The 15,435-nt window shown below is 70.5% G+C and carries 16 protein-coding genes; 5 read left to right on the forward strand and 11 right to left on the reverse strand.

What is annotated here, in order from left to right:
- The first annotated feature begins 150 nt into the window (after positions 1-150).
- Positions 151-1,359 (forward strand): PLP-dependent aminotransferase family protein, encoded by a 1,209-nt coding sequence (locus tag ABZT74_RS31430; protein WP_356440482.1) that lies wholly within the window; start codon positions 151-153, stop codon positions 1,357-1,359.
- Between the two features lie 62 nt (positions 1,360-1,421).
- Here ABZT74_RS31430 and ABZT74_RS31435 read toward each other — a convergent pair whose 3' ends face one another.
- From ABZT74_RS31435 to ABZT74_RS31450, 4 genes are all read right to left on the reverse strand, one after another.
- Positions 1,422-2,300, reverse strand: coding sequence for a DUF4253 domain-containing protein (locus tag ABZT74_RS31435; protein ID WP_356440485.1), 879 nt, complete (start codon positions 2,298-2,300; stop codon positions 1,422-1,424).
- A 47-nt stretch (positions 2,301-2,347) separates the two neighbouring features.
- Entirely contained in the window at positions 2,348-2,536 is a 189-nt protein-coding gene (locus ABZT74_RS31440) for a DUF397 domain-containing protein (protein ID WP_356440488.1), read from the reverse strand.
- Positions 2,537-2,616: 80 nt separating this feature from the next.
- On the reverse strand, positions 2,617-2,796 hold the full coding sequence (locus ABZT74_RS31445; RefSeq protein ID WP_356440490.1) for a DUF397 domain-containing protein: 180 nt from the start codon (positions 2,794-2,796) through the stop codon (positions 2,617-2,619).
- Positions 2,793-3,620, reverse strand: coding sequence for a helix-turn-helix transcriptional regulator (locus ABZT74_RS31450; protein ID WP_356440492.1), 828 nt, complete (start codon positions 3,618-3,620; stop codon positions 2,793-2,795). Before ABZT74_RS31450 ends, ABZT74_RS31445 begins: the two co-directional genes overlap by 4 nt.
- A gap of 113 nt (positions 3,621-3,733) precedes the next feature.
- Between ABZT74_RS31450 and ABZT74_RS31455 the strand changes: the two genes are divergently transcribed.
- Together ABZT74_RS31455 and ABZT74_RS31460 are read left to right on the forward strand one after the other, a co-directional pair.
- A complete protein-coding gene (locus ABZT74_RS31455) occupies positions 3,734-4,183 on the forward strand; it encodes an ATP-binding protein (protein ID WP_356440495.1) in 450 nt (149 codons plus the stop codon).
- 84 nt (positions 4,184-4,267) lie between these two features.
- Complete coding sequence (locus ABZT74_RS31460; protein WP_356440497.1) at positions 4,268-5,215, forward strand: hypothetical protein; 948 nt, start codon at positions 4,268-4,270, stop codon at positions 5,213-5,215.
- 76 nt (positions 5,216-5,291) lie between these two features.
- Here the strand turns inward: ABZT74_RS31460 and argS are convergent, their stop codons facing one another.
- Positions 5,292-7,061 (reverse strand): arginine--tRNA ligase, encoded by a 1,770-nt coding sequence (gene argS, locus ABZT74_RS31465; RefSeq protein WP_356440499.1) that lies wholly within the window; start codon positions 7,059-7,061, stop codon positions 5,292-5,294.
- Between the two features lie 146 nt (positions 7,062-7,207).
- Here argS and lysS point away from each other — a divergent pair, with 146 nt between their 5' ends.
- Positions 7,208-8,950, forward strand: a complete 1,743-nt coding sequence (gene lysS, locus ABZT74_RS31470; RefSeq protein WP_356440501.1) for a lysine--tRNA ligase — start codon at positions 7,208-7,210, stop codon at positions 8,948-8,950.
- 75 nt (positions 8,951-9,025) lie between these two features.
- Here lysS and ABZT74_RS31475 read toward each other — a convergent pair whose 3' ends face one another.
- The 3 genes from ABZT74_RS31475 to ABZT74_RS31485 all read right to left on the reverse strand — a co-directional run bounded on the left by ABZT74_RS31475 (position 9,026) and on the right by ABZT74_RS31485 (position 12,470).
- Entirely contained in the window at positions 9,026-10,384 is a 1,359-nt protein-coding gene (locus ABZT74_RS31475; protein WP_356440504.1) for a DUF2637 domain-containing protein, read from the reverse strand.
- A 190-nt stretch (positions 10,385-10,574) separates the two neighbouring features.
- The gene (locus ABZT74_RS31480) at positions 10,575-11,471 is read right to left on the reverse strand and encodes a DUF3558 family protein (RefSeq protein WP_356440507.1); all 897 of its coding nucleotides are present in this window, start codon (positions 11,469-11,471) and stop codon (positions 10,575-10,577) included.
- Between the two features lie 147 nt (positions 11,472-11,618).
- Positions 11,619-12,470, reverse strand: a complete 852-nt coding sequence (locus tag ABZT74_RS31485; RefSeq protein WP_356440510.1) for a DUF3558 domain-containing protein — start codon at positions 12,468-12,470, stop codon at positions 11,619-11,621.
- Positions 12,471-12,672: 202 nt separating this feature from the next.
- Here ABZT74_RS31485 and ABZT74_RS31490 point away from each other — a divergent pair, with 202 nt between their 5' ends.
- Positions 12,673-13,866 carry an RtcB family protein gene (locus tag ABZT74_RS31490; protein WP_356440513.1) on the forward strand — a complete coding sequence of 398 codons (1,194 nt, stop codon included), beginning with the start codon at positions 12,673-12,675 and terminating at the stop codon, positions 13,864-13,866.
- Positions 13,867-13,968: 102 nt separating this feature from the next.
- On the opposite strand, the gene ABZT74_RS31495 is transcribed toward ABZT74_RS31490, so the two are convergent.
- The 3 genes from ABZT74_RS31495 to ABZT74_RS31505 all read right to left on the reverse strand — a co-directional run bounded on the left by ABZT74_RS31495 (position 13,969) and on the right by ABZT74_RS31505 (position 15,419).
- Positions 13,969-14,145 carry a hypothetical protein gene (locus ABZT74_RS31495; protein ID WP_356176516.1) on the reverse strand — a complete coding sequence of 59 codons (177 nt, stop codon included), beginning with the start codon at positions 14,143-14,145 and terminating at the stop codon, positions 13,969-13,971.
- Positions 14,142-14,909, reverse strand: coding sequence for an SDR family oxidoreductase (locus tag ABZT74_RS31500; protein WP_356176518.1), 768 nt, complete (start codon positions 14,907-14,909; stop codon positions 14,142-14,144). The genes ABZT74_RS31495 and ABZT74_RS31500 overlap by 4 nt, the downstream gene beginning before the upstream one ends.
- A 171-nt stretch (positions 14,910-15,080) precedes the next feature.
- Positions 15,081-15,419, reverse strand: a complete 339-nt coding sequence (locus tag ABZT74_RS31505; RefSeq protein ID WP_355880645.1) for a YnfA family protein — start codon at positions 15,417-15,419, stop codon at positions 15,081-15,083.
- Positions 15,420-15,435 lie beyond the last annotated feature (16 nt).

Below are 15,435 nucleotides of genomic sequence, written 5' to 3' on the forward strand. Positions count from 1 at the left end.
TCCGGATGCCGGAATTGACGGGTGTAGGCGGCACGTACCGGCCTAGGGTGCGGGCACGAGCGGGCCCGGGGTAACGGGGCCGCCCGCCCGCAGTCCCCGGGAAGGCCACCGGCCCCCGCGAGGTCTCCGCCAGGACAAGGAGCCGTCATCGTGACCGTCATCGATCCCGCAGCCGCGACCGCCCCCGTGCCCCCGCTCGCCGCCCGGGCGACCGCGATCGGAGGCTCACCGGTACGGGACATCCTCGCGGTCACCGCCCGCCCCGAAGTGATCAACTTCGCGGGCGGGCTGCCCGCCCCGGAACTGTTCGACGCGGCCGGAATCGCCGCCGCCTACCGTGACGTCCTCGCCGAGGAGCCCGCACGGGCCCTGCAGTACTCGACGACCGAGGGGGAACCGACGCTGCGGACGGCCCTCGCCGGACGGACCGCGGCGCGCGGCCTGCCGACCGGGCCGGACGACGTACTCGTCACCACCGGATCGCAGCAGGCGCTGTCCCTGCTCGCCACGGCCCTGCTGGAGCCGGGCGACACCGTCCTCGTCGAAAGCCCCTGCTATCTGGCGGCACTTCAGGCGTTCGCCTTCGCCGGGGCCCGCGTGCTCGCCGTGCCGGGCGACGAGCACGGCATCGACCCCGGGGCGCTCGACACCCTGGTCGCCCGGGAGCGGCCGAAGCTCCTCTACACGGTGCCGACCTTCCAGAACCCGACCGGCCGCACCCTCCCCGCCGGGCGCCGCGCCGCCGTCGCCCGCGTCGCCGCCACCCGCGGCCTGTGGATCGTCGAGGACGACTCCTACGGCGAACTGCGCTTCGAGGGCGAGCGCGTCCCGTGGATCGCCTCCCACGAAGGCGCCGGGGACCGGACCGTGCTCCTCGGGTCCTTCTCCAAGGTGATGGCACCCGGCCTGCGCCTGGGCTGGCTGCGGGCGCCAGCGGCGCTGCGGCGGGCCTGCGCCGTCGCGAAACAGGCCGCCGACCTGCACACCCCGACCGTCAACCAGCTCGCCGCCGCCCGGTATCTGGCCGACCAGGACCTGGACGCGCACGTGGCCCGGGTCGCCTCCGTCTACCGCGAGCGACGCGACGCGATGCTCGCCGGGATCGGTGACGCCCTCCCGGCCGGGGCGACGTGGACCCGGCCGGAGGGCGGCATGTTCCTCTGGGCCACGCTGCCCGAGCCGTACGACACCACGGCCCTGCTCCGGTCGGTGGTGGAGCACGGGGTGGCGTACGTGCCCGGCGCGCCCTTCTACGCCGGCGCCCCCGAGACGTCGACGATGCGCCTCTGCTTCGTCACGCAGACCCCGGACGAGATCGCGGAGGGGCTGCGCCGGCTCGCCTCGGGGCTGCGCGGCTGACCCCGGCCGCGGTGGCCGTCACCGTCACCCTCACGGTCACCGGGAGGTGGCGCCCTTGCCGGTCAGTCCCACCAGAACGACCAGACCGGCTCGTTCAGCACCTCCTGCTCGGCATACGTCCGCAGCGCCGTGTGGCTGCCCTGCGTGATGTTGTCCGGGCAGAACGCGAAGTGCTCGGCGGCGACCGCCTCGGCCTCCGCCAGGGTCGCCGGCGGCGCCGCCACGGACACCACCAACTGGTCGAAGGTCAGCGCCACCACCCGTATCCCGAAGCGGTCCTCCCAGGACCGCAGGACCGCGCACAGCCGCGCCACGTCGTTCTCGTAGTTGAGCGGTCCCGTCCAGCCGAGGGCCGCCGGGATGTCCGCACTGCGGCGCGCCGGTACGAGGGCGAGACGCGGTTCCTTCAGCCACGAGCCGCGGTCCCCGAGGGCGTCCGCGATCGCCGCCGCGCGCGCGTCCGGATCGGCCTCCCGCCGCCCGGCGGCGGCGAGCCCCGGCCAGCCCGGTCCGTACGGCGCGACCGTCGCGTCATAGGGCTCCGGCGGGCCGAAGAGGCTCTCGACGACTTCCCGGCTCGCGTAGTCCTGGTCGCCCTCCAACTCGTCCGCCGCGTACCGCTCCCAGAAGTCGGCCAGCACCTCGTCGGCGTCGTGGTCCCCGGCGTACGACATCTCGCCGGGCATCAACTCCCAGTCCTCTACGCCCTTCTGTGGGCCGCCGACGTCCAGCAGGACCGGCAGCAGGCCGAGCGTGCGGGCGGAGTTCACCGCGGTCCAGGCCCCGGGAGCCGGGCGCGCCTCGGCGTGCCACACCAACGGCTCGTGCCACGTCCCTTCGTGGGTCGCGTCGATCAGTCTCCCGGCGGGGAGTTCGAGCCCGAGGGTGCGCCCGCTCGGGTCTGCCACCAGCCGTGGCAGCGGATTGGGAAGAGTCGCCATGCCGGTGACTGTAGGGGCCCCCACTGACAGGGGGCCGCTCCGCTCTCCTACTGGGCTGCGGTGAACGCGGCCCAGGCCTGCGGCGAGACACGGAGGTGGTGTCCGGCGGGGTTCTTGGAGTCGCGGAGGTGGACGGCGGTCACACTGCCGGACCGGCTCCCGGAGTGGGCGACTTCGAGGCACTCGCCTTCGTCGCTGCTGTGGGTCGACTTGAACCAGTGCAGTTCGACGCTCATTGCTCTCCCAGCATGCGGTCCAACAGGCCTTTGCTGTCCTCGGTGTTGAGGGCCTGCGTCAACAGCCGTGGCAGGGCTTCCTACTGGGCTGCAGTGAACGACGCCCATGCGTCGGGGCCGACGCGCAGGACGGAGCCGTCTTCAGGGTTCTTGGAGTCGCGGATGTGGATGATGTGGGGGCAGGCGGCTACCTCGACGCACTGGCCCCCCTCGCTACCGCTGTAAGTCGACTTGAACCACTGAAGCGCTTCGGTGCTCATCGCTCTCCTAGCAGACGGTCGAGCAGGCCCAGGGAGTCCTGTGGAGTCAGGGACTGCGTCCGCAGCATCGCATATTTGCGCGCGAGGATGGACACCTCGTCCGGGGCGGAGGCCCATTGGCTTCCGCGCTGGGATTCTGTGTAGGCGAGGTGCTGGTGGTCGGGTGTCTCCAGCAGGGTGAACGGGCCGTCCAGCCCCGCGTGGTGCGGGCTGTCCATCGGCAGGAACTGCAAGGTCAGGCCGGGTAGTTCAGTCGATGCCCGCAACTGGCGAAGCTGTTCGACCCGCATCTCCCGATCCCCGATCGCCAGATGCAGCACCGGTTCCCAGATGATGAAGCTGAGCGTCGGAGGGACCTTCCGGTGCAGGATCTCCTGGCGTTCGACGCGGGCAGCGGCGCGTGTGCAGACCTCGTCATCGTCGTAGGCGGGAACGCGGTTGCGCAGGACCGCCCGGGCGTACGCCTCCGTCTGGAGCAGACCCGGCAGCACCATGGCGTCGTACCAGGACAGGGCGATGGCCTCCCGCTCGTGCTCCATGTACAGCTCGGCCCACATGGGGAACTGGTCGATCTCCGGGAGGTTCTGCACGCCTGCGGCCAACAGTCCTTTTGTGTCGAGGAGTTGATCCAGCAGGTCGGCCAGGTCGGGTTTCAGTGGCCGCCTGCCCTGCTCGATGGAGGCGACGGTCTCCTCGTCGAGCATCAGGCGCTCGCTCAGCGCCCGTTGGGTGAGCCCGGCGGCTCGGCGGGCCGTGCCGACCTGGATGCCGAGCATCTTCATGGCCGAATGGTTCTTCTTCCGCGGAACACTGCTGGAGTTCATGCTGGTCCCACTCCCCGCGCCTGCCCGAACACGACCCCGCACGAACCCGTACAGAAAATCCGTACTGCCTCACGCAGTGATCCACGGTAGTGACTGTGCGCAACGCTTGTCCGGTGAACGAGACCATCCATCTCCCGCCCCTGCGCGAGCGTTTCTTCCGACGGGATCGGCGGGCCGTGCCCGCCGCCAGGCGGTTCGCCCGCGAGACCCTCGCCGGATGGGGACTCACCTGCACCGAACAGGCCGACGACGTGTTGCTCTGTGTCAGCGAGCTCGCGACCAACGCCCTCGTGCACGCCGTGCCGCCCGGACGGCACTTCCGGGTCTTCCTGCGCTACGACGGCACCGTGCTGCGGGTGGAGGTGCACGACAGCGGGCCGGGCACGCCCCGGATCGCCGACCGGGCCGACGAGGGCGGCCGGGGACTCCTGCTGGTCGCCGCGTTCGCCGACCGCTGGGGGGTCGACGAACGCATCCCGGGCAAGGCGGTGTGGTGCGAGTTCGGCGGCCGCAAGGCTCCAACACCACTTCGGCCGAAAGAAGTTGATGGGTCGAGGAAATAGTTCGACTGCCGTGTGGGGCCCTGGTTACTTGAGGGGCGCGGTCGCTCAGCAGGGGCGCCCGCTCTCATGGAGGGGGAGGCATCCGTGCCCAGAAGCACTGGATGGAGACGCGTTCTGACCGGCGTGCTCGCCGGCCTGACCGCGACGGTCGGTCTCACCACGGTGTCGGCCGCGCCCGCCGCGGCGGTCACCACCACACCGGCGGCCGTGACCAAGTACAGCCACACCAGCCGGCCGGGCGACTACATAGGCCAGGGCGCCACCGTGTCGTACACGCCGAAGACGGCCACGATCACGGCGGGCGGCACAGCGGAGTACGTGCGCTTCCGTGCGTGGGCCGACGACACCTGGTGGGACGTCGACCTCGCCGCACCGCAGGGGGAGAAGCTCCATCCCGGCGTCTACCGGAACGCCGAGCGCGCCGCGTTCCGCACCGGACGCTCGCCGGGCCTCGACGTCTCCGGGGACGGGCGCGGCTGCAACGAGGTGTACGGGCAGTTCTCGGTCAACCAGATCGAGACGGACGCCGACGGCGCCATCACCCTGCTGGACGCCACGTACACCCAGCACTGCGAGAGCGCGACCGCCCCGGCGCTCACCGGGGTGGTCAAGTACCGGGCCTACCCGCTGTCCTATGCGTACACCAGTGATGCCGGGGACTACATCGGGCAGGGCCTGAGCGCCACCCACACCGGGGCCACCAGCACGTTCGGCGTCCGCACGTGGGGCGACGGCATCCAGTACGACGTGTCCGGCAAGCGCGGCTACTTCACCGCACTGCTCACCCCGCCCACCGGCCGCACGCTGGAGGCCGGGCACAGCTACGAGACGCGGCGCAGCAACGACGAGACGTACGCCAGTCTCGACGTCTTCGGCGACGGCCGCGGCTGCAACAGCAGCACCGGCGAACTCACCGTGGGCAAGCTGGCGTTGAACGACGACGGCACCGTGAAGGCGTTCGCGGCGACGTTCGTCCAGCACTGCGAGGGCGGCACGCCCGCGCTGCGCGGCACGATCCACTACTACGCCTGACAGCCGGACGGCCCCGGCGGGACGGTGATGTCACCGTCCCGCCGGGGCCGCGAGGTCCGCGCGTCCCGCCCGGCCGTCAGAGCCGCTCGGGCGTCCTGATTCCCAGCAGGGACATGCCCTGGTGGAGGGTCCGGCCCGTCAGGTCGCAGAGGAACAGGCGGTTCTCCGCGATCTCCTGGGGCGGGGCCGGCTTGATGACCGGGCACTGGTCGTAGAACGTCGTGTAGAGCGAGGCCAGCTGGTACAGGTACGCCGCCAGCTTGTGCGGCGCGTACTCCGCGGCGACCTCCTCCAGCGTCTCCCCGAACCGGTCCAGGTGCAGACCCAACGCCCGCTCGGACGGGGCCAGTTCGAGCTCCGAGTGCGCCACCGGCGTACGGTCGCCCGCCTTGCCGAAGATCGACCGGATCCGGGCGTACGCGTACTGCAGGTACACCGAGGTGTCGCCGTTCAGCGAGACCATCTGGTCCAGGTCGAACTTGTAGTCCCGCACCGCCGACGTCGACAGGTCCGCGTACTTCACGGCGCCGATGCCGACGTACCGGCCGTTCTCCTCGATCTCCGGCTCGCTCAGGCCCACCTTCTCGGCCTTCTCCCGCACCACGGACGTGGCCCGGTCGATCGCCTCGTCCAGCAGGTCGACCAGCCGCACCGTCTCGCCCTCACGGGTCTTGAACGGCTTGCCGTCCTTGCCGAGGACCGTGCCGAACGCCAGCTGGTGCGCCTTCACGTCGTCGTTCAGCCAGCCCGCCCTGCGCGCCGTCTCGAAGACCATCTTGAAGTGCAGGGACTGCCGGGCGTCGACCACGTACAGCAGCGTCGACGCCTTCAGGTTGAAGACCCGGTCGCGGATCGCGGACAGGTCGGTGGCCGCGTAGCCGTAGCCGCCGTCCGACTTCTTCACGATCAGCGGCACCGGGTTGCCGTCCGGGCCCTTCACGTCGTCGAAGAACACGCACAGCGCGCCGTCCGAGCGGACCGCGACGCCCGACTCCTCCAGCATCCGGCACGTCTCGTCCAGCATGTCGTTGTAGCCGGACTCGCCGACCACGTCCGCGTCGCGGATCTCCATGTCGAGCTTGTCGAAGACCGAGTAGAAGTAGATCTTCGACTCGTCCACGAACTTCTGCCACATGGCCAGCGTCTCCGGCTCGCCCGCCTGGAGGTCCACCACCCGGCGCCGCGCCCGCGTCTTGAACTCCTCGTCGGAGTCGAAGACCGTCCGAGCCGCCTTGTAGAGCCCGTTCAGGTTCGACATGGCCTCCTCGCCGGAGACCGCGCCGCCCTGGTGGTCCAGCTCGTGCGGGTGCTCGATCAGGTACTGGATGAGCATGCCGAACTGGGTGCCCCAGTCGCCGATGTGGTGCCGCCGCACGACGGACTCACCGGTGAACTCCAGGATCTGCACCACCGCGGCGCCGATCACCGCGGACCGCAGGTGACCGACGTGCATCTCCTTCGCCACGTTCGGCTGGGCGTAGTCGATCACCGTCGTGCCCGGGTGCTCCGCGAGCGGCACGCCGAGACGGTCGCTGTCCGCGTACCGCTCCGCCAGGTTCCGGACGATCGCCCCGTCGGTGACCGTGATGTTCAGGAAGCCGGGCCCGGAGACCTCGATGTCCTTGATCACGTCGCCCGACGCCACCCGCTCCACCACCTGGGTCGCCAGCTCGCGCGGGTTCGCCTTCGCCTTCTTCGCGAGGGCCAGGATCCCGTTGGCCTGGAAGTCGGCCCGGTCGCTTCGGCGCAGCAGCGGGTCCGCGGAACCGGCCTCCGGCAGGGCTGCCGAGAGGGCGTCCGCGAGGCGCTGGTGGACGGAAGCGGTGAGGGACGTGACCGAGGCCATGGAGTGGCTGCCGTTCTAGTCGGGTTCCAGGGTTTCTGCGTACAGGAAAGCCAGTATCCCACGCGGTGAAAAGCCGTTTTCGCGGTTGCGGCCCGAGCTGGGAGAATGGTCGACGTCAGCCGTACTGGCGTATGAGAAAGAAGGACGTGCCGATCGTGGCTCAGAGCACCGAGACCACCGACTGGGTCTCCCGTTTCGCGGACGAGGTCATCGAGGAGTCGGAGCGTCGGGCCCCGGGCAAACCCGTCGTCGTCGCGTCCGGCCTCTCCCCCTCCGGCCCGATCCACCTCGGCAACCTCCGCGAGGTCATGACCCCGCACCTGGTCGCCGACGAGATCCGCCGCCGCGGGTACACCGTGCGCCACCTGATCTCCTGGGACGACTACGACCGCTACCGCAAGGTCCCGGCCGGCGTCGCGGGCATCGACGCGTCCTGGGCCGAGCACATCGGCAAGCCGCTGACCTCCGTCCCCGCCCCGGCCGGCTCGGCCCACCCGAACTGGGCCGAGCACTTCAAGGCCGCGATGACCGAGGCCCTCGCCGACCTCGGCGTCGAGTACGACGGGATCAGCCAGACCGAGCAGTACACCTCGGGCGTCTACCGCGAGCAGGTGCTGTTCGCGATGAAGCACCGCGGCGACATCGACGCCATCCTGGAGCAGTACCGCACCAAGAAGGCGCCGGCCAAGAAGCAGCAGGGCCAGAAGCCCGTCGACGAGGCCGAGCTGGAGGCCGCCGAGGGCTCGGGCGCCGCCGCCGAGGACGACGGCAGCTCCACCTCCGGGTACTACCCGTACAAGCCCTACTGCGGGCAGTGCGGCACGGACCTCACCACCGTCACGTCCTACGACGACGAGACGACCGAGCTGTCGTACACCTGCACCGCCTGCGACTTCTCCGAGACGGTGCTGCTCAGCGAGTTCAACCGCGGCAAGCTCGTCTGGAAGGTCGACTGGCCGATGCGCTGGGCCTACGAGGGCGTGATCTTCGAGCCCAGCGGTGTCGACCACTCCTCGCCCGGCTCCAGCTTCCAGGTAGGCGGGCAGATCGTCGGCCTCTTCGGCGGCAAGCAGCCGATCGGCCCCATGTACGCCTTCGTCGGCATCAGCGGCATGGCCAAGATGTCCAGCAGCAAGGGCGGCGTCCCCACCGCGTCGGACGCCCTGCGGATCATGGAGCCGCAGCTGCTGCGCTGGCTGTACGCCCGCCGCCGCCCCAACCAGTCGTTCAAGATCGCCTTCGACCAGGAGATCCAGCGGCTCTACGACGAGTGGGACAAGCTGGCCGGCAAGGTCGCCGACGGCTCGGTGCTGCCCGCCGACGCCGCCGCGTACAGCCGCGCCGTCGGCACCGCCGCTGGAGAGCTGCCCCGCACCCCCCGTCCGATGGCCTACCGCACCCTGGCCTCCGTCGCCGACATCACCGCCGGCGCCGAGGACCAGACCCTGCGGATCCTGAGCGAACTCGACCCGGAGAACCCGCTCGCCTCCCTCGACGAGGTCCGCCCCCGGCTCGACAAGGCCGAGACCTGGATCAACACCCAGGTCCCCGCCGAGGAGCGCACCGTCGTCCGCGACGAGCCCGACGTCGAGCTGCTCACGTCCCTCGACGACCAGGGCCGCGAATCGCTGACCCTGCTCCTCGACGGACTGGAGAGCAACTGGTCCCTGGACGGCCTCACCCACCTCGTCTACGGCGTTCCCAAGGTCCAGGCCGGCTTCCCCGCCGACGCCACCGCCAAGGAACTCCCCGCCGAGATCAAGGTCGCCCAGCGCACCTTCTTCGCGCGGCTCTACCACCTGCTCGTCGGCCGCGACACCGGCCCGCGCCTGCCCACGCTGCTCCTCGCGGTCGGCCAGGACAGGGTCCGCAAGCTGCTCTCCGCGTAGGACCTTCGGCGGTACGAGGAAGGGGCGCCCGGTGACCACCGGGCGCCCCTTCCTCGTACGTATGCCGTGGCGTGCCTACGCGATGTGGTCCTCCTGCAGTTCCGCCGTGTGACGGTTGGTGAAGCGGTTGACCATCCGCTCCGCCTCGCGCTGCGGGAGCGTGGTGCCGTACGTGGCCTCCACATCGCCCCTGAACTGGCCCGACGTCGGATAGCTGCCGTCTATCGACTTCTTGAAGACCAGGTAGTAGTCGTTCTCGGTCGGTTCCGTGCCGCCGCCCGCGCCCATCTCACGGGTACGACCCGGACCGGCCGGGATCGGGAACGTGCCGGTGTCCTCCGGAGAGGGCTCCGGGGCGGGGGCGGGAACGGACTGCTCCTCGAACTGCTGCTGGAGCAACGCCTGCTGCTCGAACCGCTGCTGCTCCTCGTCGTACTGCTGGGGGAACGCCCGCCGTCCGAACCGCTGCTGCTCCTCGTCGTACTGCCGGAACTGCTCGGCCTGCTGCTGCTCCGCGTACCACTGCTGGTCCGCGACGTCCGGGTCGTACGTCGGGTCGTAGCCGCCCTGATACGCGATGCTCTGGGGGCTCCGCGCGGCGAGCCACGGATTCTGCGACTCGGCGTACCCCTCCGCCTGCTCGGGGAACTCGCCCGCCTCGGCGGCCGGAAGCTGCTCGCGGACAGGTGCCCCGTCGCTCTGCACGGCGGGCGCCGTCGGCTCCGGCTCGCGCGCCACCTCCAGCTGCGGCGCGGGCGGCAGCAGCACCGGCTCGATGCCGGCCGCCGCGAGACCCGAGGGAGCCGTCTGGGCGAGCGGGACGCCGTAGCGCGCCAGGCGCAGCGGCATCAGCGACTCCACCGGGGCCTTGCGGCGCCAGGCGCGGCCGAAGCGGGAGTGCAGGCGGGCCTGGTAGACGAGACGGTCCTGCTCCAGCTTGATGACCTGCTCGTAGGAGCGCAGCTCCCACAGCTTCATCCGGCGCCACAGGAGGAAGGTCGGGACGGGGGAGAGCAGCCAGCGGGTGAGGCGGACGCCCTCCATGTGCTTGTCGGCCGTGATGTCGGCGATCCGGCCGATCGCGTGCCGGGCCGCCTCGACGGAGACCACGAACAGGATCGGGATCACGGCGTGCATGCCGACACCCAGCGGGTCCGGCCAGGCCGCCGCGCCGTTGAAGGCGATCGTGGCGATGGTCAGCAGCCACGCGGTCTGACGCAGCAGGGGGAACGGGATGCGGATCCAGGTCAGCAGCAGGTCCAGCGCGAGCAGGACGCAGATCCCCGCGTCGATGCCGATCGGGAAGACGTACGAGAAGTTCCCGAACCCCTTCTTGATCGCCAGCTCACGGACCGCCGCGTACGAACCCGCGAAGCCGATCCCGGCGATGACGACCGCACCGGCGACGACCACACCGATGAGTATCTTGTGCATCCGAGTCAGCTGTATGGGCGCGGACACCTGTACTCCCCTCCCCTTGCGTGTTGTTGCGCGCAACAGAGTGGCACATGTGTGCGGCGTCCGGGTGCCCGGCATGGGAGGAGCCCGGCCCCCTCGGGTGCCGGGCCCCCGCAACGTCCCAGCTCAGAACGGAAGTTGGGCCTCCGCAACGACTGCGGCCGGGTCAGCTCTTCGTCGACGTGGACTTCGACGGGGAAGCGGTCTCGGAGTCGCTCTTGTCCGCGCTCTTGTCCGCGCTCTTGGACGGCGACGCCGACTTCGCACCGGACGAGGGCTTCGAGGACGAGCCCTTCGACGGGGACGAATCGGCTGATCCGCCGTCCTTGTTCGCCGCGGACACCGCCGCGACGGCCTCCTTCGCGGCCTTCTCGGCCGCCTTCAGCAGGTCACCGGAGTCCGGGGTCTTCTCACCCGCGAGACCGGCGCCGTTGTAGTCGACCGTGACGACCACGTTCTCCACGCGCGCCACGACCGTCTGCTGCTTGAAGGCGCCTTCCTTCTTCTTCAGGTCGTAGTGCACGGCCGTCGCCTCGTCGCCCGTCCCGGCGACCGGAGCCGACTTCGCACCCTTAGCCCCCTCGACCGCCTGCGCGCCCGCGACCTGCTTCTGGAAGTACGCGTGCGCCTGCTCGTCGCCCGCGCCCCGCGCGTCCGAGTCGAAACGCAGCAGCGCCACGTTCAGCCAGCGGAACTGCGAGCCCTTCACGCCGTTGTTGTCGAGGCTGCTCCAGTTGCAGTTGCTGCGCTGAGCCGAATCGTCCGATGCGCCCTTCTTGCCCGACTTGTCGGCCTTCGGGGTCAGTTCACCCAGCGTCTTCTTCGACAGCACCGAACACGGCTGGGGAAGCGTCGCGTACGCGGCCGGCTGAACTGCCTCGGCCGTCGGGCTCGCGGACTTCTTCGCGTCCGGCGTCGCACTCGCGCCCTTCTGGGCGTCGTCCCCGGAGCCGGAGTCCGAGGAACAGCCCGCGGCGACGAGCGCCACCGGGATGACGGCTGCGCTGACAAGGATGCGGGTGAGTCGCGGTGCTCGGCCTACTCGCTGTACTGGTCGGTGCATGGTTCCTTCACTCGTGGCGCTCGTGGAACGGCCGCACATGGGACGAGCGACCGGTCGGGTCCGAGGGGCCACGGTACGCGGTGATCCGCCGGGCCGGTTCCCGTTCGGGCGGTTCGTGCAGGGGTGCCCGAGGGGGGTGCCGAGCCGTCAGCCGTCGAGCTTGCCGGCGAGCACGTCGGCCAGTTTCCGGGCCCTGTCCTGCATTTCCTCGCTGTCGGGGACGCCTCCGGAAGCGGTCGGCTGCTCCGCGTACTCGATCGTCACGATGACGTTCGACGTGCGGAACACCACAGTCACCGTGCGCTGCCGGGCGGTCGACGAGCCGGTGCTCAGCCTGTCGTTCAGGAACGCCTGGTCCGCCAGATCGTCGAGGACGCGGGGCTGGAGCGCGGCGGGCGTCTCCGGGGGGGAACCGGAGCCGGAGGGGGTGGGCTCGGAGCCGCCCCCGCCCGCACCGCTGTCGTCGCTCTTGCCGGCGTCGCTCGGGGTGGCGTCGCCGCTCGGGCTCGACGAGGCGGCGGTGCCGGAAGCGGTGCCGGAGGTGGCCGGCTCGGGAAGGTCCGCCGCCGTCTCCCGGGTGGTGAAGAGGTCCTCGGCCTTGTTGTCGTCGCTCACCGCGTTGTCGTACGAGACGACCCGCTCGAAGCCGACGGAGAGGTGGTCGGTGGCGGAGGCGGACTCCACCTTCCAACTGCAGCCGTCGCGCCGGTCCGTGTCGTACGTGAGCGTCGCCTCGCCCTCGTACGCCGTCTCCTGCTGTGCCGGGTCGGTGAGTTGCTCGATGCCCGGCAGCAACGAGTCCAGGGTGTCGTGATCGACCGCTCCGCACGCCTCCGGGAGGGTGCGGTACTTGCCCGGCTGGGCCACGACGGCCGTCGTGCCGGTGTCGCCGCCCTTGGAGTCGGTGGGTGAACCCCCGTCGTCCGAAGCCCCGGTGCAGCCCGCCAGCAAGGCCGCGAGGAGCACGGCGGCGCCGGGTACGTACGCCTTCCGCTGCACGGTCAGGCTCCTCTCGACGGTTCCCCGGCGCGCTTCCGCCCGGGTGTCCTGTGGTTATTCGGTTGCCGCACAGGGGCGACCCCTGGAGACAATGTGTATCGCACGCACAGCCGTGGACGCCGGTCCGTTGTCCTATACGTCGACCTAGGCGCCGGTTTTGCGATTTAAGACTTCTGTTGGTTTCCGGGGGATCGAGGACGATATGTCGTATGTAGAGGTGCCGGGCGCGAAGGTTCCCATCCGTATGTGGGCCGACCCGGCGTTGGTCGAGGACGTGGCACTCCGTCAGCTCCAGAACGTGGCGACCCTGCCCTGGATCAAGGGGCTCGCCGTCATGCCGGACGTCCACTACGGCAAGGGCGCGACGGTCGGCTCGGTCATCGCGATGCGGGACGCGGTGTGCCCGGCCGCGGTGGGCGTCGACATCGGCTGCGGCATGTCCGCCGTCCGCACGTCCCTCACGGCCAACGACCTGCCGGGCGACCTCTCCCGTCTCCGCTCCAGGATCGAGCAGGCGATCCCGGTCGGCCGCGGCATGCACGACTCCCCGGTCACCCCGGACGCCTTCCACGGCCTGCCCACCGCCGGGTGGGACGGCTTCTGGGCGCGGTTCGCCGGGGTGGCGGACGCGGTCAAGTTCCGCGAGGAGCGGGCCGTCAAGCAGATGGGGACGTTGGGCGGAGGGAATCATTTCATAGAAGTTTGTGTCGATACGTCCGATTCTGTCTGGCTCATGCTGCATTCCGGATCCCGGAACATCGGCAAGGAGCTCGCCGAGCACCACATCGGCGTGGCGCAGAAGCTCCCGCACAACCAGGGGCTCGTCGACCGGGACCTCGCGGTCTTCGTCGCGGACACCCCTCAGATGGCGGCGTACCGCAACGACCTGTTCTGGGCCCAGGAGTACGCGAAGAACAACCGCACGCTCATGATGGCGCTCCTGAAGGACGTGGTCCGCAAGGAGTTCAAGAAGGCGAAGCCCACCTTCGAGCCGGAGGTCAGCTGTCACCACAACTACGTGAACATCGAGCGCTACGAAGGCATGGACCTGCTCGTCACCCGCAAGGGAGCGATCAGCGCCCGTGCCGGTGAGTACGGGATCATTCCCGGCTCGATGGGCACGGGGTCGTACATCGTGAAGGGTCTCGGCAACGAGAAGGCCTTCAACTCCGCCTCGCACGGCGCGGGCCGGCGCATGAGCCGCAACGCCGCGAAGCGCCGCTTCTCGACGAAGGACCTGGAGGACCAGACCCGGGGCGTGGAGTGCCGCAAGGACTCCGGCGTCGTGGACGAGATCCCGGGCGCCTACAAGCCGATCGAGAAGGTCATCGACCAGCAGCGCGACCTCGTCGAGGTCGTTGCGAAGCTGAAGCAGGTCGTGTGCGTGAAGGGGTGAGTCCCGCGACGGGGTGAACTGCTCCGAGGGCCCGAGCCGTTGGTGGCTCGGGCCCTTTCGTGCGGCTGCTCGCGGGCGCGCGTGGAGGCGCCTCTCGAACGGTCACTTCGCGTGGAGGACCGCGTAGATCATGACGAAGGCGATGATGTGGATGCCGAAGAGGAAGTACGCGAGGTAGTACCAGACGAAGCGTTCGCGTTTTTTCTCCAGGGCGAGGCGGGCCTTCTCGCCGTCGTCCGTGGGGGGCCGGTCCTCGGGTGGTGCCGGGGTGGGCGTCACTGCTCCCGGTGCACCTTGGTGTTCGACGCCTGGGCGCGGGGGCGGACCACGAGCAGGTCGATGTTGACGTGGCTCGGGCGCGTGACGGCCCAGGTGATGGTCTCGGCGACGTCGTCCGCGGTGAGGGGCTGGGCGACGCCCGCGTAGACCTTCGCCGCCTTCTCCGAGTCGCCGCCGAAGCGGGTCAGCGCGAACTCGTCCGTCTTGACCATGCCGGGGGCGACCTCGATCACCCGGACCGGCGTGCCGACGATCTCCAGGCGCAGCGTCTCCGCGAGGACGTGCTCGGCGTGCTTGGCGGCGACGTAGCCACCGCCGCCCTCGTACGTGCCGTGGCCGGCGGTCGAGGACAGGACGACGACCGTGCCGTCGCCGCTGGCGGTGAGCGCGGGCAGCAGGGCCTGGGTCACGTTCAGGGTGCCGATGACGTTCGTCTCGTACATCTGGCGCCACTGGGCGGGGTCGGCCGTCGCGATCGGGTCGGCGCCGAGCGCGCCGCCCGCGTTGTTCACCAGTACGCCGATCGACGTGAACGCGGTCGCGAACTCGTCGACCGCGGCGCGGTCCGTGACGTCCAGGGCGTACGCCGTCGCCTTGCCGCCCGCCGCGGTGATCTCCTCCGCGAGCGACTCGATGCGGTCCTTGCGGCGCGCGGTGATCACGACGCGGTAGCCCTCGGCCGCCAGCTGCCGGGCCGTCGCGGCGCCGATTCCGCTGCTGGCGCCGGTGATGACGGCGATACGGGATGCGGCGGCGGGGGTCATACGGCTGCTCCTGCTCCTCGGGCGGTGGCTCGCCGAGGCCGTCTGGCGGTGGCTGGGGGCGGGCCGGCTGGGGTGTCTTCGGCAAGGATAGGCGGGTGAGGGTGGCGGGGGCCGGGGCGAGGTGCCCGTTGCGGCGCCGCGGGTGACAGCGCGGGCGGAGCGAGGCGGGCCTCAGGCGCCGTTGCGGGGGCCGTACATGATCACGGCCATGCCGGCCAGGCAGATCAGGGCGCCGGTGATGTCCCAGCGGTCGGGGCGGTAGCCGTCGGCGACCACGCCCCAGGCGATGGAGCCGGCCACGAAGACGCCGCCGTACGCGGCCAGGATGCGGCCGAACTCGGCGTCCGGCTGGAGGGTGGCGACGAAGCCGTACACGCCGAGGGCCATCACGCCCGCGCCGATCCACAGCCAGCCGCGGTGCTCCCGTACGCCCTGCCAGACCAGCCAGGCTCCGCCGATCTCGAAGAGGGCGGCCAGGACGAACAGGGCGGCGGAGCGGACGACGAGCATGCGGTCACTCTGGCAC

Origin of the sequence: Streptomyces sp. NPDC005302, from assembly GCF_040607345.1 — a bacterium.
Classification (GTDB): Bacteria; Actinomycetota; Actinomycetes; order Streptomycetales; family Streptomycetaceae; genus Streptomyces.

What these genes read in the sequence shown, in the direction of transcription:
- ABZT74_RS31475 (WP_356440504.1), bottom strand. Translation starts at nt 10,384, where the DNA reads ATGCACAAGATACTCATCGGTGTGGTCGTCGCCGGTGCGGTCGTCATC.
- ABZT74_RS31490 (WP_356440513.1), top strand. Translation starts at nt 12,673, where the DNA reads ATGTCGTATGTAGAGGTGCCGGGCGCGAAGGTTCCCATCCGTATGTGG.
- ABZT74_RS31505 (WP_355880645.1), bottom strand. Translation starts at nt 15,419, where the DNA reads ATGCTCGTCGTCCGCTCCGCCGCCCTGTTCGTCCTGGCCGCCCTCTTC.
- ABZT74_RS31450 (WP_356440492.1), bottom strand. Translation starts at nt 3,620, where the DNA reads ATGAACTCCAGCAGTGTTCCGCGGAAGAAGAACCATTCGGCCATGAAG.
- ABZT74_RS31440 (WP_356440488.1), bottom strand. Translation starts at nt 2,536, where the DNA reads ATGAGCGTCGAACTGCACTGGTTCAAGTCGACCCACAGCAGCGACGAA.
- ABZT74_RS31445 (WP_356440490.1), bottom strand. Translation starts at nt 2,796, where the DNA reads ATGAGCACCGAAGCGCTTCAGTGGTTCAAGTCGACTTACAGCGGTAGC.
- ABZT74_RS31480 (WP_356440507.1), bottom strand. Translation starts at nt 11,471, where the DNA reads ATGCACCGACCAGTACAGCGAGTAGGCCGAGCACCGCGACTCACCCGC.
- ABZT74_RS31435 (WP_356440485.1), bottom strand. Translation starts at nt 2,300, where the DNA reads ATGGCGACTCTTCCCAATCCGCTGCCACGGCTGGTGGCAGACCCGAGC.
- ABZT74_RS31500 (WP_356176518.1), bottom strand. Translation starts at nt 14,909, where the DNA reads ATGACCCCCGCCGCCGCATCCCGTATCGCCGTCATCACCGGCGCCAGC.
- argS (WP_356440499.1), bottom strand. Translation starts at nt 7,061, where the DNA reads ATGGCCTCGGTCACGTCCCTCACCGCTTCCGTCCACCAGCGCCTCGCG.